Source organism: Pseudoramibacter alactolyticus ATCC 23263 (genome assembly GCF_000185505.1).
Lineage (GTDB): Bacteria > Bacillota > Clostridia > Eubacteriales > Eubacteriaceae > Pseudoramibacter > Pseudoramibacter alactolyticus.
On record NZ_GL622359.1, the window covers coordinates 219,430 to 236,765 of the forward strand.

General features: G+C 57.5%; 15 protein-coding genes. 14 read left to right on the forward strand and 1 reads right to left on the reverse strand.

The genetic code is table 11. From position 1 onward, the window contains the following. Window positions 1-52: 52 nt before the first annotated feature. The 8 genes from recD2 to whiA all read left to right on the forward strand — a co-directional run bounded on the left by recD2 (window position 53) and on the right by whiA (window position 8,649). Window positions 53-2,272, forward strand: coding sequence for an SF1B family DNA helicase RecD2 (gene recD2 / locus HMPREF0721_RS01065; RefSeq protein WP_040640136.1), 2,220 nt, complete (start codon window positions 53-55; stop codon window positions 2,270-2,272). Further along, entirely contained in the window at window positions 2,269-3,015 is a 747-nt protein-coding gene (locus HMPREF0721_RS01070) for a ComF family protein (RefSeq protein WP_006597664.1), read from the forward strand. The genes recD2 and HMPREF0721_RS01070 overlap by 4 nt, the downstream gene beginning before the upstream one ends. 28 nt (window positions 3,016-3,043) lie before the next feature. After that, window positions 3,044-3,838 carry a tyrosine-protein phosphatase gene (locus HMPREF0721_RS01075; RefSeq protein WP_006597665.1) on the forward strand — a complete coding sequence of 265 codons (795 nt, stop codon included), beginning with the start codon at window positions 3,044-3,046 and terminating at the stop codon, window positions 3,836-3,838. A 298-nt stretch (window positions 3,839-4,136) separates the two neighbouring features. Then, window positions 4,137-5,027, forward strand: coding sequence for a UDP-N-acetylmuramate dehydrogenase (murB, locus tag HMPREF0721_RS01085; RefSeq protein WP_040640138.1), 891 nt, complete (start codon window positions 4,137-4,139; stop codon window positions 5,025-5,027). After that, window positions 5,024-5,794 (forward strand): PHP domain-containing protein, encoded by a 771-nt coding sequence (locus HMPREF0721_RS01090; RefSeq protein ID WP_006597668.1) that lies wholly within the window; start codon window positions 5,024-5,026, stop codon window positions 5,792-5,794. The genes murB and HMPREF0721_RS01090 overlap by 4 nt, the downstream gene beginning before the upstream one ends. After that, entirely contained in the window at window positions 5,791-6,663 is an 873-nt protein-coding gene (gene rapZ, locus HMPREF0721_RS01095; RefSeq protein WP_006597669.1) for an RNase adapter RapZ, read from the forward strand. Before HMPREF0721_RS01090 ends, rapZ begins: the two co-directional genes overlap by 4 nt. A gap of 59 nt (window positions 6,664-6,722) precedes the next feature. Then, complete coding sequence (locus HMPREF0721_RS01100) at window positions 6,723-7,802, forward strand: gluconeogenesis factor YvcK family protein (RefSeq protein WP_050786933.1); 1,080 nt, start codon at window positions 6,723-6,725, stop codon at window positions 7,800-7,802. Further along, window positions 7,741-8,649 (forward strand): DNA-binding protein WhiA, encoded by a 909-nt coding sequence (gene whiA / locus HMPREF0721_RS01105; RefSeq protein WP_006597671.1) that lies wholly within the window; start codon window positions 7,741-7,743, stop codon window positions 8,647-8,649. The genes HMPREF0721_RS01100 and whiA overlap by 62 nt, the downstream gene beginning before the upstream one ends. Window positions 8,650-8,720: 71 nt before the next feature. Here the strand turns inward: whiA and HMPREF0721_RS01110 are convergent, their stop codons facing one another. Next, window positions 8,721-9,437: an MBL fold metallo-hydrolase gene (locus HMPREF0721_RS01110; protein WP_006597672.1), complete on the reverse strand. Its 717-nt coding sequence runs from the start codon at window positions 9,435-9,437 to the stop codon at window positions 8,721-8,723. On the opposite strand from HMPREF0721_RS01110, the gene HMPREF0721_RS12035 reads away from it, so the two are divergent. The 6 genes from HMPREF0721_RS12035 (at window position 9,427) to purN (ending at window position 17,292) form a co-directional block, all read left to right on the forward strand. Continuing rightward, window positions 9,427-9,669 (forward strand): hypothetical protein, encoded by a 243-nt coding sequence (locus HMPREF0721_RS12035; RefSeq protein WP_006597673.1) that lies wholly within the window; start codon window positions 9,427-9,429, stop codon window positions 9,667-9,669. The two genes, HMPREF0721_RS01110 and HMPREF0721_RS12035, sit on opposite strands and share 11 nt — an antisense overlap. A gap of 125 nt (window positions 9,670-9,794) precedes the next feature. Continuing rightward, window positions 9,795-13,511, forward strand: coding sequence for a phosphoribosylformylglycinamidine synthase (locus HMPREF0721_RS01120; RefSeq protein WP_040640140.1), 3,717 nt, complete (start codon window positions 9,795-9,797; stop codon window positions 13,509-13,511). A gap of 80 nt (window positions 13,512-13,591) precedes the next feature. Further along, window positions 13,592-14,083, forward strand: a complete 492-nt coding sequence (gene purE, locus HMPREF0721_RS01125) for a 5-(carboxyamino)imidazole ribonucleotide mutase (RefSeq protein ID WP_006597675.1) — start codon at window positions 13,592-13,594, stop codon at window positions 14,081-14,083. A 39-nt stretch (window positions 14,084-14,122) separates the two neighbouring features. Then, on the forward strand, window positions 14,123-15,556 hold the full coding sequence (gene purF, locus HMPREF0721_RS01130; RefSeq protein WP_006597676.1) for an amidophosphoribosyltransferase: 1,434 nt from the start codon (window positions 14,123-14,125) through the stop codon (window positions 15,554-15,556). A 60-nt stretch (window positions 15,557-15,616) separates the two neighbouring features. Next, window positions 15,617-16,651: a phosphoribosylformylglycinamidine cyclo-ligase gene (purM, locus tag HMPREF0721_RS01135; RefSeq protein ID WP_040639815.1), complete on the forward strand. Its 1,035-nt coding sequence runs from the start codon at window positions 15,617-15,619 to the stop codon at window positions 16,649-16,651. 8 nt (window positions 16,652-16,659) lie between these two features. Continuing rightward, window positions 16,660-17,292 carry a phosphoribosylglycinamide formyltransferase gene (gene purN / locus HMPREF0721_RS01140; RefSeq protein ID WP_341349314.1) on the forward strand — a complete coding sequence of 211 codons (633 nt, stop codon included), beginning with the start codon at window positions 16,660-16,662 and terminating at the stop codon, window positions 17,290-17,292. Window positions 17,293-17,336 lie beyond the last annotated feature (44 nt).

A 17,336-nucleotide genomic window follows, 5' to 3' on the forward strand; every position in this document is an offset into this window, starting at 1 on the left:
TTACACGCCGGGTGACTTTGGGTATAATAAAATCACAGAAACGGAGGTCGGCATGGACAGGCTCAAAGGTTCCCTGGAACATATTGTATTTCATAACGAGAAGAACGGCTACACCGTGGCGGATTTCGACGTGGACGGCGAAATGGTCACGGTGGTCGGCACCATGGAATCGCCGCAGATGGGCATTTTTCTCGCGATGGAGGGCATCTGGCGGGAGCACCCGACCTACGGCCATCAGTTCCAGATGGAAAATTACCGCATCGACCTGCCGACCTCCGAAGAAGGATTGGTGCGCTATTTATCCAGCGGGCTGCTTCCAGGTATCGGGGAAAAAATTGCTCTCGAAATCGTTCAGACCTTCGGTGATAAAACCATGGATGTGCTCGACCATCACCCAAAGGCACTCTTGTCGGTGCATGGCATCGGAAAGAAAACCCTGGCCCGGATGATGGCAGCCTATGAAGAGCAGCGGGAAGTGCGTAATGTTTTGATGGAGCTCCAGGAATACGGCATCTCCTCGCGGACGGCGCTTAAGCTTTACGCGGTCTATCATGAGGCGACGGTCGGCGTTTTGCTGGAGGATCCCTATCGCATTGTGAAGGATGTGCGGGGGATCGGCTTTAAAGTGGCGGATCAGCTGGCGGCGCGGCTGGGCTTCGAGACGACCAGTGAAAAGCGGGTGCGCGCCGGTGTGGTGCAAAGCCTGCGGGAGTGCTATGCCCGGGGCAATACCTATATGACGGAAGAAGAGTTATTTGAGAGCAGCGAGCGGTTTTTGGGGGTTCCCCGGGAGGCCATCGAGATGGCCATGGCCGATTTGGTGCTCTCCGGCGGGATGCACGCCGACGAGATCGACGGGCAGACCGTGTATTATCCCATGGGGCTTTATGAGGCGGAAGATCACACGGCGCTGGTGATCACTCAGCTGGTGGCTGGTTCTGGAGAGGCGCCTCAAAAAAGCGGTGTCGATCTCGATCGGGCCGTCAGCGATTACGAGCAGGCGATGCAGATCAAGCTCGACGCGGTGCAGGCCGATGCGGTGCGCACGGCCATTGCCCAGGGGGTGGCGATCATCACCGGAGGGCCGGGCACTGGCAAGACCACCATCATTAACGGAATTTTAACCATTTTAAAGGGTATGCAGCAATCGGTGCTGCTGGCAGCGCCGACGGGCCGGGCCGCCAAGCGCATGACGGAGACCACCGGCGAGGCGGCCAAGACCATCCACCGTCTGTTGGAATATACCTATTCCGACGATGAAACCTTCTCCAGTTTTGAACGCAATGAAGACAACCCCCTTGAAGCCGACGCGCTGATTGTCGACGAAGCCTCGATGATCGATATCACACTGATGGACAGTCTGCTGTCGGCGATTAAAATCGGGACACGGCTGATTCTCGTGGGAGATGCGGATCAGTTGCCTTCGGTGGGGCCGGGCAACGTGCTTTCGGATTTGATCGAAAGCGGCGCGGTGCCGGTGGTACGGCTTGAACATATTTATCGCCAAAGCGAAAAGAGCATGATCTCGGTGAATGCGCGGGCGATTAACGACGGCATCGTGCCGGAGATCGATAATCATTCGGACTTCGTGTTCATGCGCAAAAGCTCTCAGGAGGATATCGCTCAAACCATTTTGGATTTGATGCAGTGGCGGCTGCGGGACAATCTCGGCATTGAAAGCGATCGGGATGTCCAGGTGATTTCGCCCATAAAAAAGGGCATCATCGGCGTGGCGCATCTCAATCAGCAGCTGCAGGCAGTGCTCAATCCGCCGGGGCCGGATAAGAACGAGCGCACCCTGGGGCCGATCGTTTTTCGCGAGGGCGACAAGGTGATGCAGGTGCGCAATAATTATCAGCTGCGATGGGAAGACCGGGAGGCCGTCGACGAAGGGGAAGGCATTTATAACGGGGACATCGGCCAGATCATGCATATCAGCACCCAGGCCAAGGTGGTGACGGTGCGCTTTAGTGACGGCAAATGGGTGCACTACGATTTTGAACAGCTGGACGAGCTGACCCACGCCTTCGCCATGACGGTGCACAAAAGCCAGGGCAGCGAATTCCCGGTGGTGATCATGCCGATGGTGGGCGGCTCGCCGATGTTTCTCAACCGCAAGCTGCTTTACACCGGTGTGACCCGGGCCAAACGCATGATCATTCTCGTGGGGAATTTCGATCATTTTGTGCGGATGATTCGAGCAGGATCCAGCCGGGAACGGCGCACCGGGCTTAAGGCGCGAATCGCCTGCTACGAGGCGATAAAGCTATGAAAACGGTAAAGGCAATGGCGCGCTGGCTGAGCCGGCTGGTTTTTTCGGACAACGACAGCTGCCCGATTTGCGGAAGAGTGCTCTTTGATGAGCGACGTTTTCTTTGCAGCCGCTGTGAGGAAGATTTACACCGGGCGACGGGACGTGTGTGCAAAGGCTGCGGCCGGGTGCTGGTGGACGATGTGGCGGTGCTTTGCCCGGAATGCCGCCGGGAGATGTCCCCGGTTTTTGACGGCGGCTTCACCTGGCTGGTTTACGGCCAAAGCGCCAGCCGTCTGATGTATAGCTTTAAGTTTGACGGGCGGCGGCAGCTGGCCCTTTGGGCCGGACGTGAAATGGGAAAAGCGGCCGCAGCCTGTGAATGGCTGCGCGCGGTCGATGCTTTGGTGCCGGTGCCTTTGCATGCCAACCGACTGGCCAGCCGGGGTTATAACCAAAGCGCTTTGCTGGCCGAAGGCGTGGCGGCCTCGCTGGGGGAGGCAGGCATTTTTCTGCCCGTGTGGAAGCATGGTTTGCAGCGCTCGGTAGACACGCCCCATCAGCTGGGTACGGAGCGGGCCTTTCGTCTGCAAAACGTGGCCGGGGCCTTTCGGGTGAATCCGGATCAAAGGATAGCCGGCAAACGGCTGGTGCTCGTCGATGATGTGATGACCACCGGCGCGACGCTGCGGGCCTGCGCTTCGGCACTCAAGGCAAGCGGTGCGGCAGCGGTTTATGTGCTGACCTGCGCGGCAACGACCTGACGGCAATCAAATTCAAAGAGGTGAGACGATGATCGATATGCATAATCATGTGCTTTACGGCGTGGATGACGGTGCGGAAAATCTGGCGGACAGCCTCGCCATGATCGAAAAGGCGGTGTCCCTGGGGTTTGACACGCTGGTGCTGACACCCCATTACATGACGTATCGCGGTTATACGGCCGCACCGGCGCTTTGTGATCGGCGCATGGCCGAGATCGAGACGGCCCTGCTCAAAGACAAGGTGCCCGTCAGGCTGATTGCCGGCAACGAGTTGCTCTACGATTACGATCTGGTGCGGGTTTTTGGCGCGGGAAAGTTTCGGACCATCGGTGCGACGGATTATTATCTGATCGAGACGACACGTCAGGGCGGCTCAGCGCTGGCCCTTCAGAACTTTATGCATCGGCTGCATCAGATGGGCAAAAAGACGATTTTGGCGCATCCCGAGCGCTATGACTTTGTGCAGGACGATCCCAATGTGCTTTTGGATTTTATGGCGGCGGGCACTTTGATTCAGGGCAATTACCTGAGCCTGCTGGATTATTACGACCACACGGCGACGGCGACGCTTAAAATCATGCTGGAACACCAGATGGTGCAGCTAATGGCCAGCGACGCCCATCAGGTGGAGGGCTATGCCCTTTATCCCGAAGCGGCGGCGGTCGGCGGGCAGCTGATCGGGAAGGATGCCTGGCAGCGCCTGATGACGGACCATCCCCGGGCGGTGTTGGCTAATGGGTGCATTGCCGCCGAGCCCATGCCCTATAAAAAACCGGCCGCTAAAACGGCAATCGGCAATCCCGGCGGCTGGATTTCATGGTGAGCGGATCATGACGGGTCTTTGAAGGCCTTTGGGTGATGCCTTTGCAGAACCGAGACGCATCCGACGCTCTTTTGCCCCTTTGCGGGGCTTCTTTTTTTGCCGGGTATTTTTGCGATCCGTCAGCCGATATGCGGACGACCAGGGAGCGGCGGGATCAGTGTTTTGGCTGTGAAAGCAAAAGCCGGCATCGGCAGGGCGGCGGCCGTTTAATTTTCCATTAAACTCACGATGCTATAATACTTAACTAATCATCCAGAGGAGAAGAACTTTGAATAAACAAACCATTCGCGATCGCCTGATGTCGCTTTTGGGCAGCGATCACGTTTTAACCGATACGTTGATGAAAGATCACACTTCGTTTCGCGTCGGCGGGCCGGCGGATTTTCTGGTGCGGCCGGAAACCATCGAGCAATTTATCGATGTGATGTGCTTTTGCCGGACCGAAAAAATTCCGTCCTATCTCATCGGCAACGGCTCCAATTTATTGGTGCGGGACGGTGGCTTCCGGGGCGTTATCATTCAGACCCGGGGGATGGATCAGATCGTTACGAGCGGAGATCGGGTCACGGTTTATGCCGGGGCGCTTCTGCGCAGGGTCGCGGCCGAAGCGCTGGCGCATGGGCTTTCAGGCATGGAGTTTGCCGCGGGTATTCCCGGCTCGATGGGGGGCGCCATTGTGATGAATGCTGGAGCCTACGGCGGCGAAATGAAGGACATTGTCGAATCGATCACCGTGCTCACGGAGACAGGCAATCTCAGGACCATCGCCGGCGCGGACTGCGATTTCGGTTACCGGCACAGTGTGGTGCAGGATTACGATTGGATCGTGGTGAGTACGGTACTGAAGCTTGCGGCGGGGGATCCGGAAGCAATTGCGGCCAGGATGAAGGATTTCAACCGGCGGCGGCGGGACAAACAGCCACTGAATTTCCCCAGCGCGGGGAGCACCTTCCGGCGGCCGGAGGGGCATTTCGCCGGCAAGCTCATCCAGGATGCGGGCATGAAGGGGTATCGCGTCGGCGGCGCCCAGGTCAGCGAAAAGCACAGCGGCTTTGTGATCAATGCCGATAATGCCACGGCGGCGGATATCCTCGCGTTGATCGGTCAGGTGCAGGCGGCGGTGCGCGACCGGTTCGGCGTTGAGCTCAAAACCGAGGTGATCACCATCGGGGAAGAGGCCGCTTTGTGAGAATCACAGCCGATCTGCACACCCATACGACCTTCAGCCACGGCAGGAACACCATCGAAGAGATGGTGGATCGGGCCAGGGCTCTGGAGCTCGCGGCCATTGCGATCTCGGATCACGGGCGCTCTCACCCGCTTTACGGGGTCAAGCCCCGGCATTTCAGGAAAATGCGCGCCATCATTGACGATTTGAATGTGAAGTACGACGATATTCAAATTTATCTCTCGGTGGAGGCGAACATTATCGGGGCGGACGGGACCATCGATATTGGTGAGGAAGAGCGGCGTTACTGCGATTTTATTTATGCCGGGTACCACTGGGTGTATGTCCCCAAGGGTTTTCGCGATTTTTTCACTTTGAAACTGCGCAATTATCTGACGCGGATTTGCCCCTGGATGACAAAGCGCACCCGAGCGGCAAACACGCGGTGTTACCTCGCGATGTTAGACCGCTACGATCTGAAGATGATCACCCATCCCGGGGACAAGTGCCCCATCGATGTGGTAGCAGTGGCGAAAAAAGCCGCCGAGAAGCATGTGATTTTGGAAATCAATCCCCGGCATCATCATTTGAATGCGGAAGAACTGCGGCAGGTGATGGGCTTCAGCGGGCGATTTGCCATCAATTCCGACGCGCATAGCGTCGATCGGGTGGCCGATGTGGCCCCGGCAATTGACGCGGCGATGGCGGCCGGCGTGCCGGTGGCGCAGATTGTCAATGCAGAAGCGTCGGGCCGCGCTGCTGAAAAATCAGAAAGAAAACTAAAATGAAAACTTTAATTGTGACCGGCTTGTCCGGTGCCGGCAAATCTATGGCCATCGATATTATCGAAGATGCCGGTTTTTTTTGTGTCGACAACGTGCCGGTGCATTTGGTGGCAACCTTTGTGGGACTTTGCCGGTCCGGTGATTCAGAGATCGAGAAACTCGCGGTGGTCACCGATATTCGCAGCAGCATGAACAGCGCGAATTTTCAGGGGCTTTTTAAGCAGATGCACCGTGATCTGTCCGAGGTAGAGGTGCTTTTTTTCGAAGCCGACGCCGAGGTGCTCGTGCGCCGTTATCAGGAATCCCGGCGAAGACATCCGCTGCTTGCCCAGGCGGGCGGACTTTTGGCGGCGATCCAGCTGGAAAGAGACCATTTGGCGCCGATCCGCGAACAGGCGGACTATATTATCGACACGACGGATTTAAAGCTGGCCGATCTGAAGCACCGCATTTTATCGCTGCTCGAGCGGGAAAAGCTGAGCGCAACCATTCAGGTCAAGCTCATGTCCTTCGGCTATAAATATGGGGTGCCGATTTCGGCGGATTTCATCTTCGACGCGCGGTTTCTGCCTAATCCCTTCTATAAAAAAGAGCTGCGTCATCTGACCGGCGAAGACCGGGCGGTGCGGGATTATGTGATGGGATTCCCGGCGGCCCAAGATTATTTTGAGCGGCTGAAAGCGCTGATCGCCAGCGTGATTCCCTATTACGAAGATGTGAACAAGGGCTATGTCGAGATTGCCGTGGGCTGCACCGGTGGTCAACACCGCTCGGTGACTTTTGCCTGCCTGCTGGCATCAGCACTGCGGGCGCAGGGCTTTGATACGCAAATCACCCATCGGGATATCGGGAAGGATCGGGAAAAAAGATAAAAAGCGTGTCCGTTTTTGAGGGACAGGGGCTATTCTGCAATGAAGAAAAGGAGAGGCCTATGGAAATTAAAGAATACATCCGCGAGTTTTCGCTGAAAGATGTGGTGCGGGTGCGCAATCCGAAGGTGGTGGCCTTCGGCGGCGGCACCGGTCTTTCGGTGATTCTGCGCGGACTTAAAAAATACACGAACCGGCTGACGGCGGTGGTGACCGTCGGCGACGACGGCGGCAGCTCCGGTATGCTGCGTGAAGATCTGGGAATTTTGCCGCCGGGAGACATTCGCAACTGCATTCTGGCCCTGGCCGACGACGAGGGTGTCATGAATGATCTCTTTAACTATCGCTTCGATAAAGGTGGTTTGGCAGGGCACAGCTTCGGCAATTTGTTTCTCGCGGCGATGACGGGTATCAGCAGCGATTTTTACGACGCGATTGTCCGCACGTCGGACGTCCTGCAGATCACCGGGACGGTGCTGCCGGTCACCCTGGATGAGATGGTGCTGATGGGCGAGCTTAAGGACGGCACCCTGGTGGAGGGCGAGTCGGAAATTCCCCGGGCATCGGCCAAATCGGGCAGTCCCATCGCCAAGATGCACCTGAAGCATTCAGCGGCGGCATTGCCGGAGACGCTGGATGCTATCAAGGCGGCGGACATCATCATCATGGGACCGGGCAGCCTTTACACCAGCATCATTCCCCATTTGTTGGTGGACGGCATCGAGGAAACCATTCTCGCCAGCACGGCCAAGAAATTTTATGTGGGCAATATCATGATGCAGCCGGGGGAAACCCTGGGCTATACGCAGGCCGATCACCTGCTGGCCATCGAGCATCAGCAGCGCCACGGCGGGCAGGGGGCGCTCTTTGATTATGTGATTGCCAACGACGGTGTGCTCGACAAAGCCATGGCGGTACGTTACCGGAAGATCGGATCGCGCCAGGTGCTGGTGGGCGAGCATCTGCCGGCCTATGAATATATCTGCGACAATTTTGTGATTCAAAAGGATCGGAAGGTGCGTCACGACGCGGATCGGTTAGCCAAGCAGATTTTTGAAATTTATATGGGCGGAGGCAGCCATGAGTTTTTCCACGGAGGTCAAGGGAGAATTGTGCCACTTGCCGATGACGGATCCCGGTGAGAACCGGGCGGAGCTTGCCGGCCTTTTGGCGACGGCGGCGATCGCAAATGCGGTGCTTAAATTCGTGACGGAGAGTGCGTTTGTGGCCGGCCGATTGCGCAAGCTCAGCCGCGCGCTTTATGGCGATGGCGGTTTGACCCTGGATTTTGACGGGGAGCGGCCGGGCGGCCGGCGCCGACTGTACCGCATCGGCTGCGAGGACGCGGCGCAGGTGCAGAGGATCTGCCGGGACTGCCGCATTGGCGAAGGCGGGCGCATCGCGAAGGTACCGCCGTATTTTCTCGCGCATCAAAAACATCTGAAGGCTTATCTGCGGGGGGTGTTTCTGGGCTCGGGCTCCATCACCGATCCGAAAAAGGATTACCATCTGGAGATTGTCCACAAATGTGCGTCCCTGCTTGAATCGATGGTGGCGATTTTAACGGGTTACGATATTAAGGCGAAACTGCACCGGCGCGGCGGCGATTGTGTGCTCTATTTGAAGGAAAGCGGGAGCATCGCCGATTTCCTCGGGCTCGTCGGGGCGCATAAGGCCATGCTGCGCCTTGAGGATCTGAAGATCGTGCGGGGGATGCGCAATGATGTGAATCGCCAGGTGAACTGCGATGTGGCCAACCTGCACAAGACGACGACGGCGGCCCAGTCTCAGATCGATGTGATCCGTCGGATCGACGACGCGGTGGGCATTGCCCAGTTGCCGCCGGATTTGAAACAGCTGGCGGCCCTGCGGTTGGAGAATCCGGATTATTCGCTTAAGGAATTGGGCGAGCAGATGGATCCGCCCATGCCGAAGTCGGCGGTGAATTACCGCCTGAATAAACTCAAAAAAATGGCCCGGGAGATTTGATTCCGGGCTTTTTCAACGCCTCGAGGCGCGCGTAAAAAACGACCTGCCATCGGCAGGTCGTTTTTTAATGCTTAATCTTCATAGATGATTTCGTTGCGGTCGTGAATGTCGCACACCGCGACGGCTTTACCGAAGAGGGCATTTTTTGTGTTGTTAATCACATCGTATCGGTCCCAAAAATGCATGGGCACAAGCACTTTGGGCGCAAGCGCCTCGGCAAAATAAACGGCGGCTTTGGTGGCCGAGCGGCCCAGCCGGGAATCGACGGGGACAAAAGCGGCGTCAATTTGAAGCCCTTCTCTTTCGCAATGGGCCTTGATTTTGGTGATTTCGGTCTTGTAATCCGCTTCTTCGGCCGCGGGATCAATCTCCGGGCGTTCTTCCGCGCTCCAGTCCCACCAGTTGAGATCGCCGGCGTGGAAAATGGTTTTGCCCTCCGCCTGAACGAGGAAAGACACGCCCAGATCGGTGGAGCCAAAGGTATCGATGACCACTTCACCGCATTGCTCGTCGGTATAGGTCAGGTGATCGTAGGGCTTCACAAAGGTGGTGCGTTTGCCGCCGCGTTTGGTGATGTCGTCGCTCAGAATATAGTGGCCGTTGTAGTCGCTGCTGTAGTTATAGATAATTTGTGAAAAATGGTCGGTGTGGCTGTGGGTCGCGAAGAAATAATTCTGGTGGCCCTTGTGCAGAAACTGCGGCTGAATATAGGTGATGGCGTCGAAGACGAAAGTGTTTTTGTCCAGTTCGACAACAAACCCCGAATGATGCAGATAAATGATTTTCATAGGATCCTCCCGAATCGTTTTTTGGCTGCTGATGGATAAATTACCATCATTATATCAGCTTTTGTCCGGAAATAAAGGCAGAAATTTTGGCAATGGGCGTAATAATTCAGCAAGAGGACTAAAAAGTACAGGCCACGGCGGCGGCATCCAGCGGACGCGCGGAATGGCCCTGCAATGGCGGGCCGAAACCGGCATAAGCTGCGGGCATCAGGCGCTGAAGATCGGCATTTGACGTGGCGATTCACACAAGCGCAGAGCGACGAAGCTCCGTGTTTATAATTTTGAAAATAGTTGAAAAAAATCGCAAAAAGAGATACAATAAAAAAATCAAAAATCCTTCAAAAAGGCGGTAAAGCAGTGATCAGACGATTCTACGTTGAAAAAAAGCCCGGATTTAACACGAAATCAGAGGCTTTGGCAATGACTTTCCGAAGAATTCTCGAATTGAAAAAACTTGAAAATATTCGGATTGTCTACCGTTATGATATCGAAGACCTCTCGGATGAAATCATGGAAAAGGTTATCAACACGATTCTCTCCGAACCCAATGTTGACAATGTGGCCGAACAGGCATTGTCGGTGGCGGCCGATGAACAGGTTTTTGCCATTGAGTTTCTGCCGGGTCAATACGACCAGCAGGGGGATTTTGCGGCGCAGTGCGTCCAGCTGCTGACCGGCAGCCGCCCCGCGATCAAAGTGGCACAATGCGTGGTGTTAAAGGGGGCGCTGACCGCCGATGATGTTAACAAAATCAAACAATACATGATCAACCCTGTGGACTCGCGGGAAGCCGATTTGTCGCCGCGCACGACCTTAACGGATGCGCTTAAGACGCCGGCGTCGGTTGCGACGATACGGGGCTTTATTGATTACGACAGCGAAACCCTCGAAGCGTATCGCGGCGATATGGGCTTTGCGATGAGCCCGGCGGACATCAAAATGGTGCAGGCCTATTTTCGCGACGACGAAAAGCGTGACCCGACGGTGACGGAACTGCGCGTGATTGACACTTATTGGTCGGATCACTGCCGCCACACCACCTTTGCGACCCATCTGAACGAAATTACTTTCGAAAAGGGTGAAATCAACGATGCAGTAGAAGCGGCCTTTGCCGACTACGACGTGACCCGGGACATGCTTTACGGCGAGGCATCTACCCGTCCCATTACCCTGATGGATCTGGGGACCATCGGCGCCAAGGATGTGCGGGCGCGGGGACTTTTGCCGGATCTGGACGTATCGGAAGAAATCAACGCCTGCTCGGTGAACATCCAGGTGGATCATGACGGCCAGGACGAAGACTGGCTTTTGATGTTTAAAAACGAGACCCACAACCATCCGACGGAAATTGAACCCTACGGCGGAGCGGCGACCTGCCTTGGCGGGGCCATCCGGGATCCGTTGTCCGGGCGCAGCTATGTATATCAGGCCATGCGCCTGACGGGGGCCGGCGACGTGACAGCGCCCCTTTCCGAGACGCTGCCGGGCAAGTTGCCCCAGCGAAAAATCTCCCGGGAAGCAGCCGAAGGCTATTCTTCCTACGGCAACCAGATCGGCCTGGCCACGGGCCAGGTGGTGGAGGTGCACGACCCGGGCTTTCTGGCCAAGCGCATGGAAGTCGGCGCGGTGATTGCCGCCGTGCCGAAGGAAAATGTGCGCCGGGAAACCCCGGAACCGGGGGATGCGATTTTGCTCGTTGGCGGGCGCACCGGCCGTGACGGCTGCGGCGGTGCGACAGGCTCCTCTAAGGCCCACACCGCAGAGTCCATCCACGAAAGCGGTGCCGAAGTTCAGAAGGGCAATCCTGTTGAAGAACGCAAAATTCAGCGTCTTTTCCGGAATCCGGAGCTCGCACGGATGATCACCCGCTGCAACGACTTTGGTGCCGGCGGCGTGTCGGTGGCCATCGGGGAGCTGGCGGATTCGCTGGATATCGATCTCGACCGTGTGCCCAAGAAATACGAGGGGCTCGACGGGACGGAACTCGCTATTTCCGAATCCCAGGAACGTATGGCCGTGGTGGTCGCGCCCCAGGATGTGGACCGCTTTATCGAGCTCGGTCACGAGGAAAATCTCGAGGTGACCCGGGTTGCCGCGGTGACGGATACCGGGCGGCTGCGGATGCACTGGCGCGGGGACGAAATCCTCAGCCTCTCCCGGGACTTTCTCAACACCAACGGGGCCGTCCAGCATGCGGATGTTTACGTGGCCGAGCCCGAAGCGCGGCCGGCTTTTGTGCCGACGGGCGATATTGTGGCGCGCACCTTTGATTTGATGGGCGATTTGAACGTGGCGAGCCAGAAGGGCCTGGCTGAAATGTTCGACGCCACCATCGGCGCGGGCACGGTGACCATGCCCTTCGGCGGGTGTTATGCTTTGACGCCTCAGGGCGGGATGGCCGCCAAGATTCCGGTGGAACACGGCGACACCACCACCTGCTCGATCATGACTTATGGCTACAACCCTAAGCTGGCCGAATGGAGTCCCTTTCACGGTGCGGCCTCGGCGGTGATTGAGTCGCTGGCCAAGGTGGTGGCCATGGGCGGCGACTATCACAAGACGCGTTTATCCTTCCAGGAATACTTTGAACGTCTGGGAAATGATCCGCAAAAATGGGGGCGGCCCTTTGCGGCGCTCCTCGGCGCTTTCGGGGCGCAGAAGGCCATGGGGGTTTCCGCCATCGGCGGCAAGGACTCCATGTCCGGCACCTTTGAAGATCTGACGGTGCCGCCGACGCTCATCTCCTTCGCGGTGACCGCAGACCAGGTGGCGCATGTGGTGACCAATGAGCTCAAACAGGCTGGCAGCAACCTTTATCTCTTTGATATTCCGCGGGACGACAAGAGCCTGACCGACTATAAAGCGGCCGGCGAAATCTTCGATCGCGTCCGCGGTCTGGTCGAGAAGGAAGCCGTGCTTGCCGCAAAGGCAGTCGGGGAATACGGTCTGATGGAAACGCTGACCAAGATGGCCTTCGGCAACAAGATCGGCATTGAGCTGGCTGAAGATTTGTCAGAAGCGGCGCTCTTTGCGCCCAATCCCGGCAGTATCGTTGTCGAAACGGCGGAAACCCTTTCCGGCGTTAAAAGAATCGGGAAGACCATCGCGAGCCCGGCCATTGTGCAGGGCACCGTGACCATGGCCCTCGACGATTTAATCGTCGCTTATCAGAAGCCGCTGTGGGATGTGTATCCGGAAACCGTGAGCACCGGGGGCCCAGTGCAGGACGTGCTTTACGACCGCGGACCGGTGATTGCCAGCAGCAGTGAATTTGCGAAGCCGCGGGTATTCATTCCGGTGTTCCCGGGCAATAACTGCGAATACGATTCGGTGCGCGCCTTTGAACGGGCGGGCGCAGTGGCGCAGACGCTGGTCTTCCGCAATCAGTCCGAGCAGGATATCGAAGCGTCTATCGCGGAAATGGCGGCGGCCATCGATCAGTCGCAGATGATCATGATTCCCGGTGGTTTCTCGGCAGGGGACCAGCCGGACGGCTCCGGCAAATTCATCGCGGCGGTATTCCGCAACCCGGCGATGGCCGACGCGGTGATGAATCTGCTCAAGAAGCGCGACGGTCTGATGCTGGGCATCTGCAACGGTTTCCAGGCGCTGATCAAACTGGGGCTGCTGCCGGACGGCGAGATCAAAGCGCTCGCGCCGGACATGCCGACCTTGACCTACAACACCATTGGCCGCCACATTTCGGCGATTCCGATGACCAAGGTCGTCTCGAATCTTTCGCCCTGGCTGGCCCAGGCGGAGATCGGCAAGAGCTACCGCATTCCCGTTTCCCACGGGGAAGGGCGTTTTGTGGCCAGTGACGAGGTGATCGCCCGTTTGATTGCAGGCGGGCAGATCGCGACCCAATACGTCGATTTCGAAGGGCACGCCACGATGGACGGCGCGTTCAATCTCAACGGTTCGGTGTGCGCCATCGAGGGCATTACCTCGGCCGACGGGCGCGTTCTCGGCAAGATGGGCCATTCCGAGCGCATTGGCGCCGGCCTTTACAAAAACATTCCCGGCGACAAAGATCAGAAGATCTTCGAATCCGGCGTGGCGTATTTCAAATGAGTCGATATCCGCCGCGAAGGATTTGCGGTCGGTTATTTATTATTTGTGTGGTTCCGTGAAGGATCAGAGGAGGACGATCAATGCCTAAAGTTGCTGTGGTGATCGGGAGCGATTCCGATTTTGACGTGGTTCAGAAAAGCTTGACCACTTTGGACAAGTTCGGTGTGAATTATGATGCGATGGTGATTTCAGCTCACCGCAATCCCGAAAGGATTTTTAAATTTGCTTCTGAAGCGGAAGCCGATGGCTACGAAGTGATTGTTACCGCGGCGGGAAAGGCCGCGCATTTGGCCGGGGTGATCGCGGGCATCACGCCGCTGCCGGTGATCGGTATTCCAATCAAGACATCTTTTCAGGGCGGTCTGGATTCGCTGTTATCCATCGTTCAGATGCCCAGCGGTGTGCCGGTGGCCACGGTTGCGGTGAACGGCGCAGAAAACGCGGCGGTGCTTGCCGTGCAGATACTCTCCGTTAAATATCCGGCGCTGAGGGACAAAATGAAGGCCTATAAGGCGGAACTGAACGATGCGGTGGTCGCGAAAAACGCAAACCTGCAAAAACGCCTGAAATGACGCGGCATCCCTCGCGAAAAGGCGACGGCACATTTTCAGATGGTTCATCAATTCATAGAAAAGGCAGAAAATTTGAATGTAGGTTACTTTGATCAAGACGATCACTTTCATGACGAATGTGGTGTATTCGGCGTGTTTTCGCCGGATTCGCGTGAAAATGTGGCAAACTATATTTACTACGGCTTGTTTGCGCTTCAGCATCGGGGGCAGGAAAGCGCGGGGATGGCCATCAACGACGGCGGCAAGATTGCCGTTCATAAGGATGTCGGTATGGTGGCGGATGTCTTCACGGATCGGATTTTAAAGGAGGCGCGGGGATCGATCGGCATCGGCCATGTGCGCTACGCCACCACCGGTGCCGGCGGCCCTGTTAATGCGCAGCCGTTATCGGTCAATATGCGCAATTGCCATATCGCCTTGGCTCACAACGGGAATCTGGTCAATCACGAGGCCCTTCGGGAAATGCTCGAGGATAGCGGCGTGGTCTTCCAGACGAGCATCGATACGGAGGCCATGGTGAATATTTTCGCGAGGGGGCTGCGTCACGGATTGGTTGAGTCGATTCAGCGCATGGTCGAAATTATCAAGGGCGCTTATGCGCTCGTGATCACCACCGAGGATAAGCTCATCGGCGTGCGGGATCCCTTCGGCCTGCGGCCGCTGGTCATCGGCAAGAAAGGAGCGGATTATTTTCTGGCGAGCGAGAGCTGCGCCCTGGACGCGGTGGGGGCGACGCTGGTTCGCGACGTGGAGCCCGGCGAGATCATCATCGTCGGCCGCGACGGCGTCGAGACTTATGGTCAAAAGCATTGGGTGGGCAAGCGCTCCTGCATCTTCGAGCAGATTTATTTTGCCCGCCCCGACTCCATCATGGAAGGCCGCTCGGTTTATCTGGCGCGCCACATGGCCGGGCGCATTCTGGCCAGAGAATCCGCGGTGGAAGCGGATGTGGTGATCGGCGTGCCGGATTCCGGCCTGCCGGCGGCCATCGGCTATGCGGAAGAATCCGGGATTCCCTATGGCATCGGCCTGATCAAAAACAAATACAGCGGCCGTACCTTTATCTCGCCGACCCAGGCGCTGCGGGAACAGGGTGTTCGGCTGAAACTCAACCCGCTGCGGGAGACGATTCGCGACAAGCGGGTCGTGGTGATCGATGACTCTATCGTCCGGGGAACGACCAGCAAACGACTCGTCAACACGCTGCGGGACGGCGGCGCGAAAGCGGTGCATTTTCGGGTGAGCTCGCCGCCGGTCAAGCACACCTGTCACTTCGGCATCGATACGCCGGAGCGTCGGGAGCTGATCGCATCGAAAAAATCCGTTGAAGAAATCCGGGAACTGATCGGCGCGGATACGTTGGCCTTTTTATCGCTGGAGGGGCTCAATCTGTCGGCGGGCGGAGGCGATGCCTTCTGCCGGGCCTGCTTTGACGGGGTTTACCCGATGGCGGTGCCGGTTCTCGACGATTGAGGCGACGGCAAAGAAATGGAGAATACGCAACGCGTTGTTGCAAGGTTGAAAGGAAACAGCATGACAAAAACCAATGCATATAAGGCGGCCGGCGTCGACGTGGCGGCCGGCTACGAATCGGTTCGGCTCATTAAGGAAGACGTGAAGCGCACCTTTAATCAATACGTGCTGTCGGAGCTGGGCGGCTTCGGCGGCGTGGTGGCGTTGCCGGAGGGCTATCAAAAGCCCTGTCTGATTTCGGGGACCGACGGGGTCGGCACCAAGCTGATGATCGCCTTCATGATGGACAAGCACGACACCGTGGGCATTGACTGCGTGGCCATGTGCGTCAACGATATTCTCTGCCAGGGCGCGAGGCCCCTGCTTTTCCTGGACTATATTGCCTGCGGCAAAAACGTGCCGGAAAAGATTGCCCGGATCGTTTCCGGCGTGGCGGAAGGCTGCGTGCAGGGTGATATGGCGCTAATCGGCGGGGAAACGGCCGAGATGCCGGATATGTATGCCGCGGATGATTATGACCTGGCGGGCTTCGCCGTCGGCGTGGCCGAAAAGGATCAGATCGTCACCGGGCAGCACATTGCCGCCGGGGATGTGCTCGTCGGGCTGCCGTCCTCCGGGGTGCATTCCAACGGCTTTTCGCTGGTGCGCAAGCTGATCTTTAAAGACAACGGTCTGAGCGTTGACACCCGGGTGGCCGAGCTCGGCGCGACGATCGGCGAAACCCTGCTTACGCCGACGCGCATTTATGTGCACGCGCTCGCGGATTTGATTGTGCCCTATGGCGTGCGCGGCATGAGTCATGTCACCGGCGGGGGCTTTTATGAAAATATTCCGCGAATGATCCCCGACGGGCTGTGCGCAAAGATCGACACAGCGGCCATCACGCGTCTGCCGATTTTCGATTATCTGCAAAAGCTCGGCAACGTCAGCGACCGCGATATGTATAATACCTTCAACATGGGGATCGGCCTGGTGGCGGTGCTGCCCCAGAATCAGGCGGATGCCTTTGCGGCGGCGCTGAAGGCCAAGGGCGAGGCGCCGGTGATCCTCGGCGAAGTGATCGCGTCTGCGTCCGGCGAGAAGATTTTGCTGTGAGCGCGGCCATGAAGCGGATGAAAATCGGGGTGCTGGCCAGCGGCGGCGGAACGGATCTGCAGTCGGTGATCGACGGGGTGCATGGCAGGAGCGGCGAAATCGCCGTGGTGATTTCCAACAAGGCGGACGCCTACGCCTTGACTCGGGCCGAACGGGCGGGGATTCCCGCGACGGCCATTATCGAACGGAACTGCGGCGGTGTGGCGGCCTTTAATGCGAAAATCGTCGAGACGCTCAAAAGCTACGGTTGCGAGCTGGTGGTGCTGGCGGGGTATTTGCGCATCATCACGGCGGATTTCGTGGCGGCTTTCCCGAACCGCATCGTGAATATTCATCCGGCGTTGATCCCGTCCTTCTGCGGGCCGGGCTATTACGGCATGCGGGTGCACGAGGCGGTTTATCGCTATGGGTGCAAGGTTTCGGGCTGCACGGTGCATTTCGTGAACGAAGAAGCGGATGCCGGGCCGATCATTGCCCAGCGTGCGGTGGCTCTGGCCGACGACGATACGCCGGAGACGATTCAGCAGCGGGTGCTTGCCCTCGAACACGCATTGCTGCCGGCAGTGGTCGCGGCGATCTGCGAAGGCCGGGTGCACGTGGCGGGCCGACGGGTGCACGTCGATGCACCGGCGGCGAAATAGGTCATCATTTTGGCAGCAGGGCGCGGGCTTTTGCTGCGAGGTTT

Coding starts and splice junctions, on each gene's coding strand:
- recD2 (WP_040640136.1), top strand. CDS start 53: ATGGACAGGCTCAAAGGTTCCCTGGAACATATTGTATTTCATAACGAG.
- HMPREF0721_RS01070 (WP_006597664.1), top strand. CDS start 2,269: ATGAAAACGGTAAAGGCAATGGCGCGCTGGCTGAGCCGGCTGGTTTTT.
- HMPREF0721_RS01075 (WP_006597665.1), top strand. CDS start 3,044: ATGATCGATATGCATAATCATGTGCTTTACGGCGTGGATGACGGTGCG.
- murB (WP_040640138.1), top strand. CDS start 4,137: ATGTCGCTTTTGGGCAGCGATCACGTTTTAACCGATACGTTGATGAAA.
- rapZ (WP_006597669.1), top strand. CDS start 5,791: ATGAAAACTTTAATTGTGACCGGCTTGTCCGGTGCCGGCAAATCTATG.
- HMPREF0721_RS01100 (WP_050786933.1), top strand. CDS start 6,723: ATGGAAATTAAAGAATACATCCGCGAGTTTTCGCTGAAAGATGTGGTG.
- whiA (WP_006597671.1), top strand. CDS start 7,741: ATGAGTTTTTCCACGGAGGTCAAGGGAGAATTGTGCCACTTGCCGATG.
- HMPREF0721_RS12035 (WP_006597673.1), top strand. CDS start 9,427: ATGATTTTCATAGGATCCTCCCGAATCGTTTTTTGGCTGCTGATGGAT.
- HMPREF0721_RS01110 (WP_006597672.1), bottom strand. CDS start 9,437: ATGAAAATCATTTATCTGCATCATTCGGGGTTTGTTGTCGAACTGGAC.
- purE (WP_006597675.1), top strand. CDS start 13,592: ATGCCTAAAGTTGCTGTGGTGATCGGGAGCGATTCCGATTTTGACGTG.
- purF (WP_006597676.1), top strand. CDS start 14,123: ATGGTTCATCAATTCATAGAAAAGGCAGAAAATTTGAATGTAGGTTAC.
- purM (WP_040639815.1), top strand. CDS start 15,617: ATGACAAAAACCAATGCATATAAGGCGGCCGGCGTCGACGTGGCGGCC.
- purN (WP_341349314.1), top strand. CDS start 16,660: ATGAAGCGGATGAAAATCGGGGTGCTGGCCAGCGGCGGCGGAACGGAT.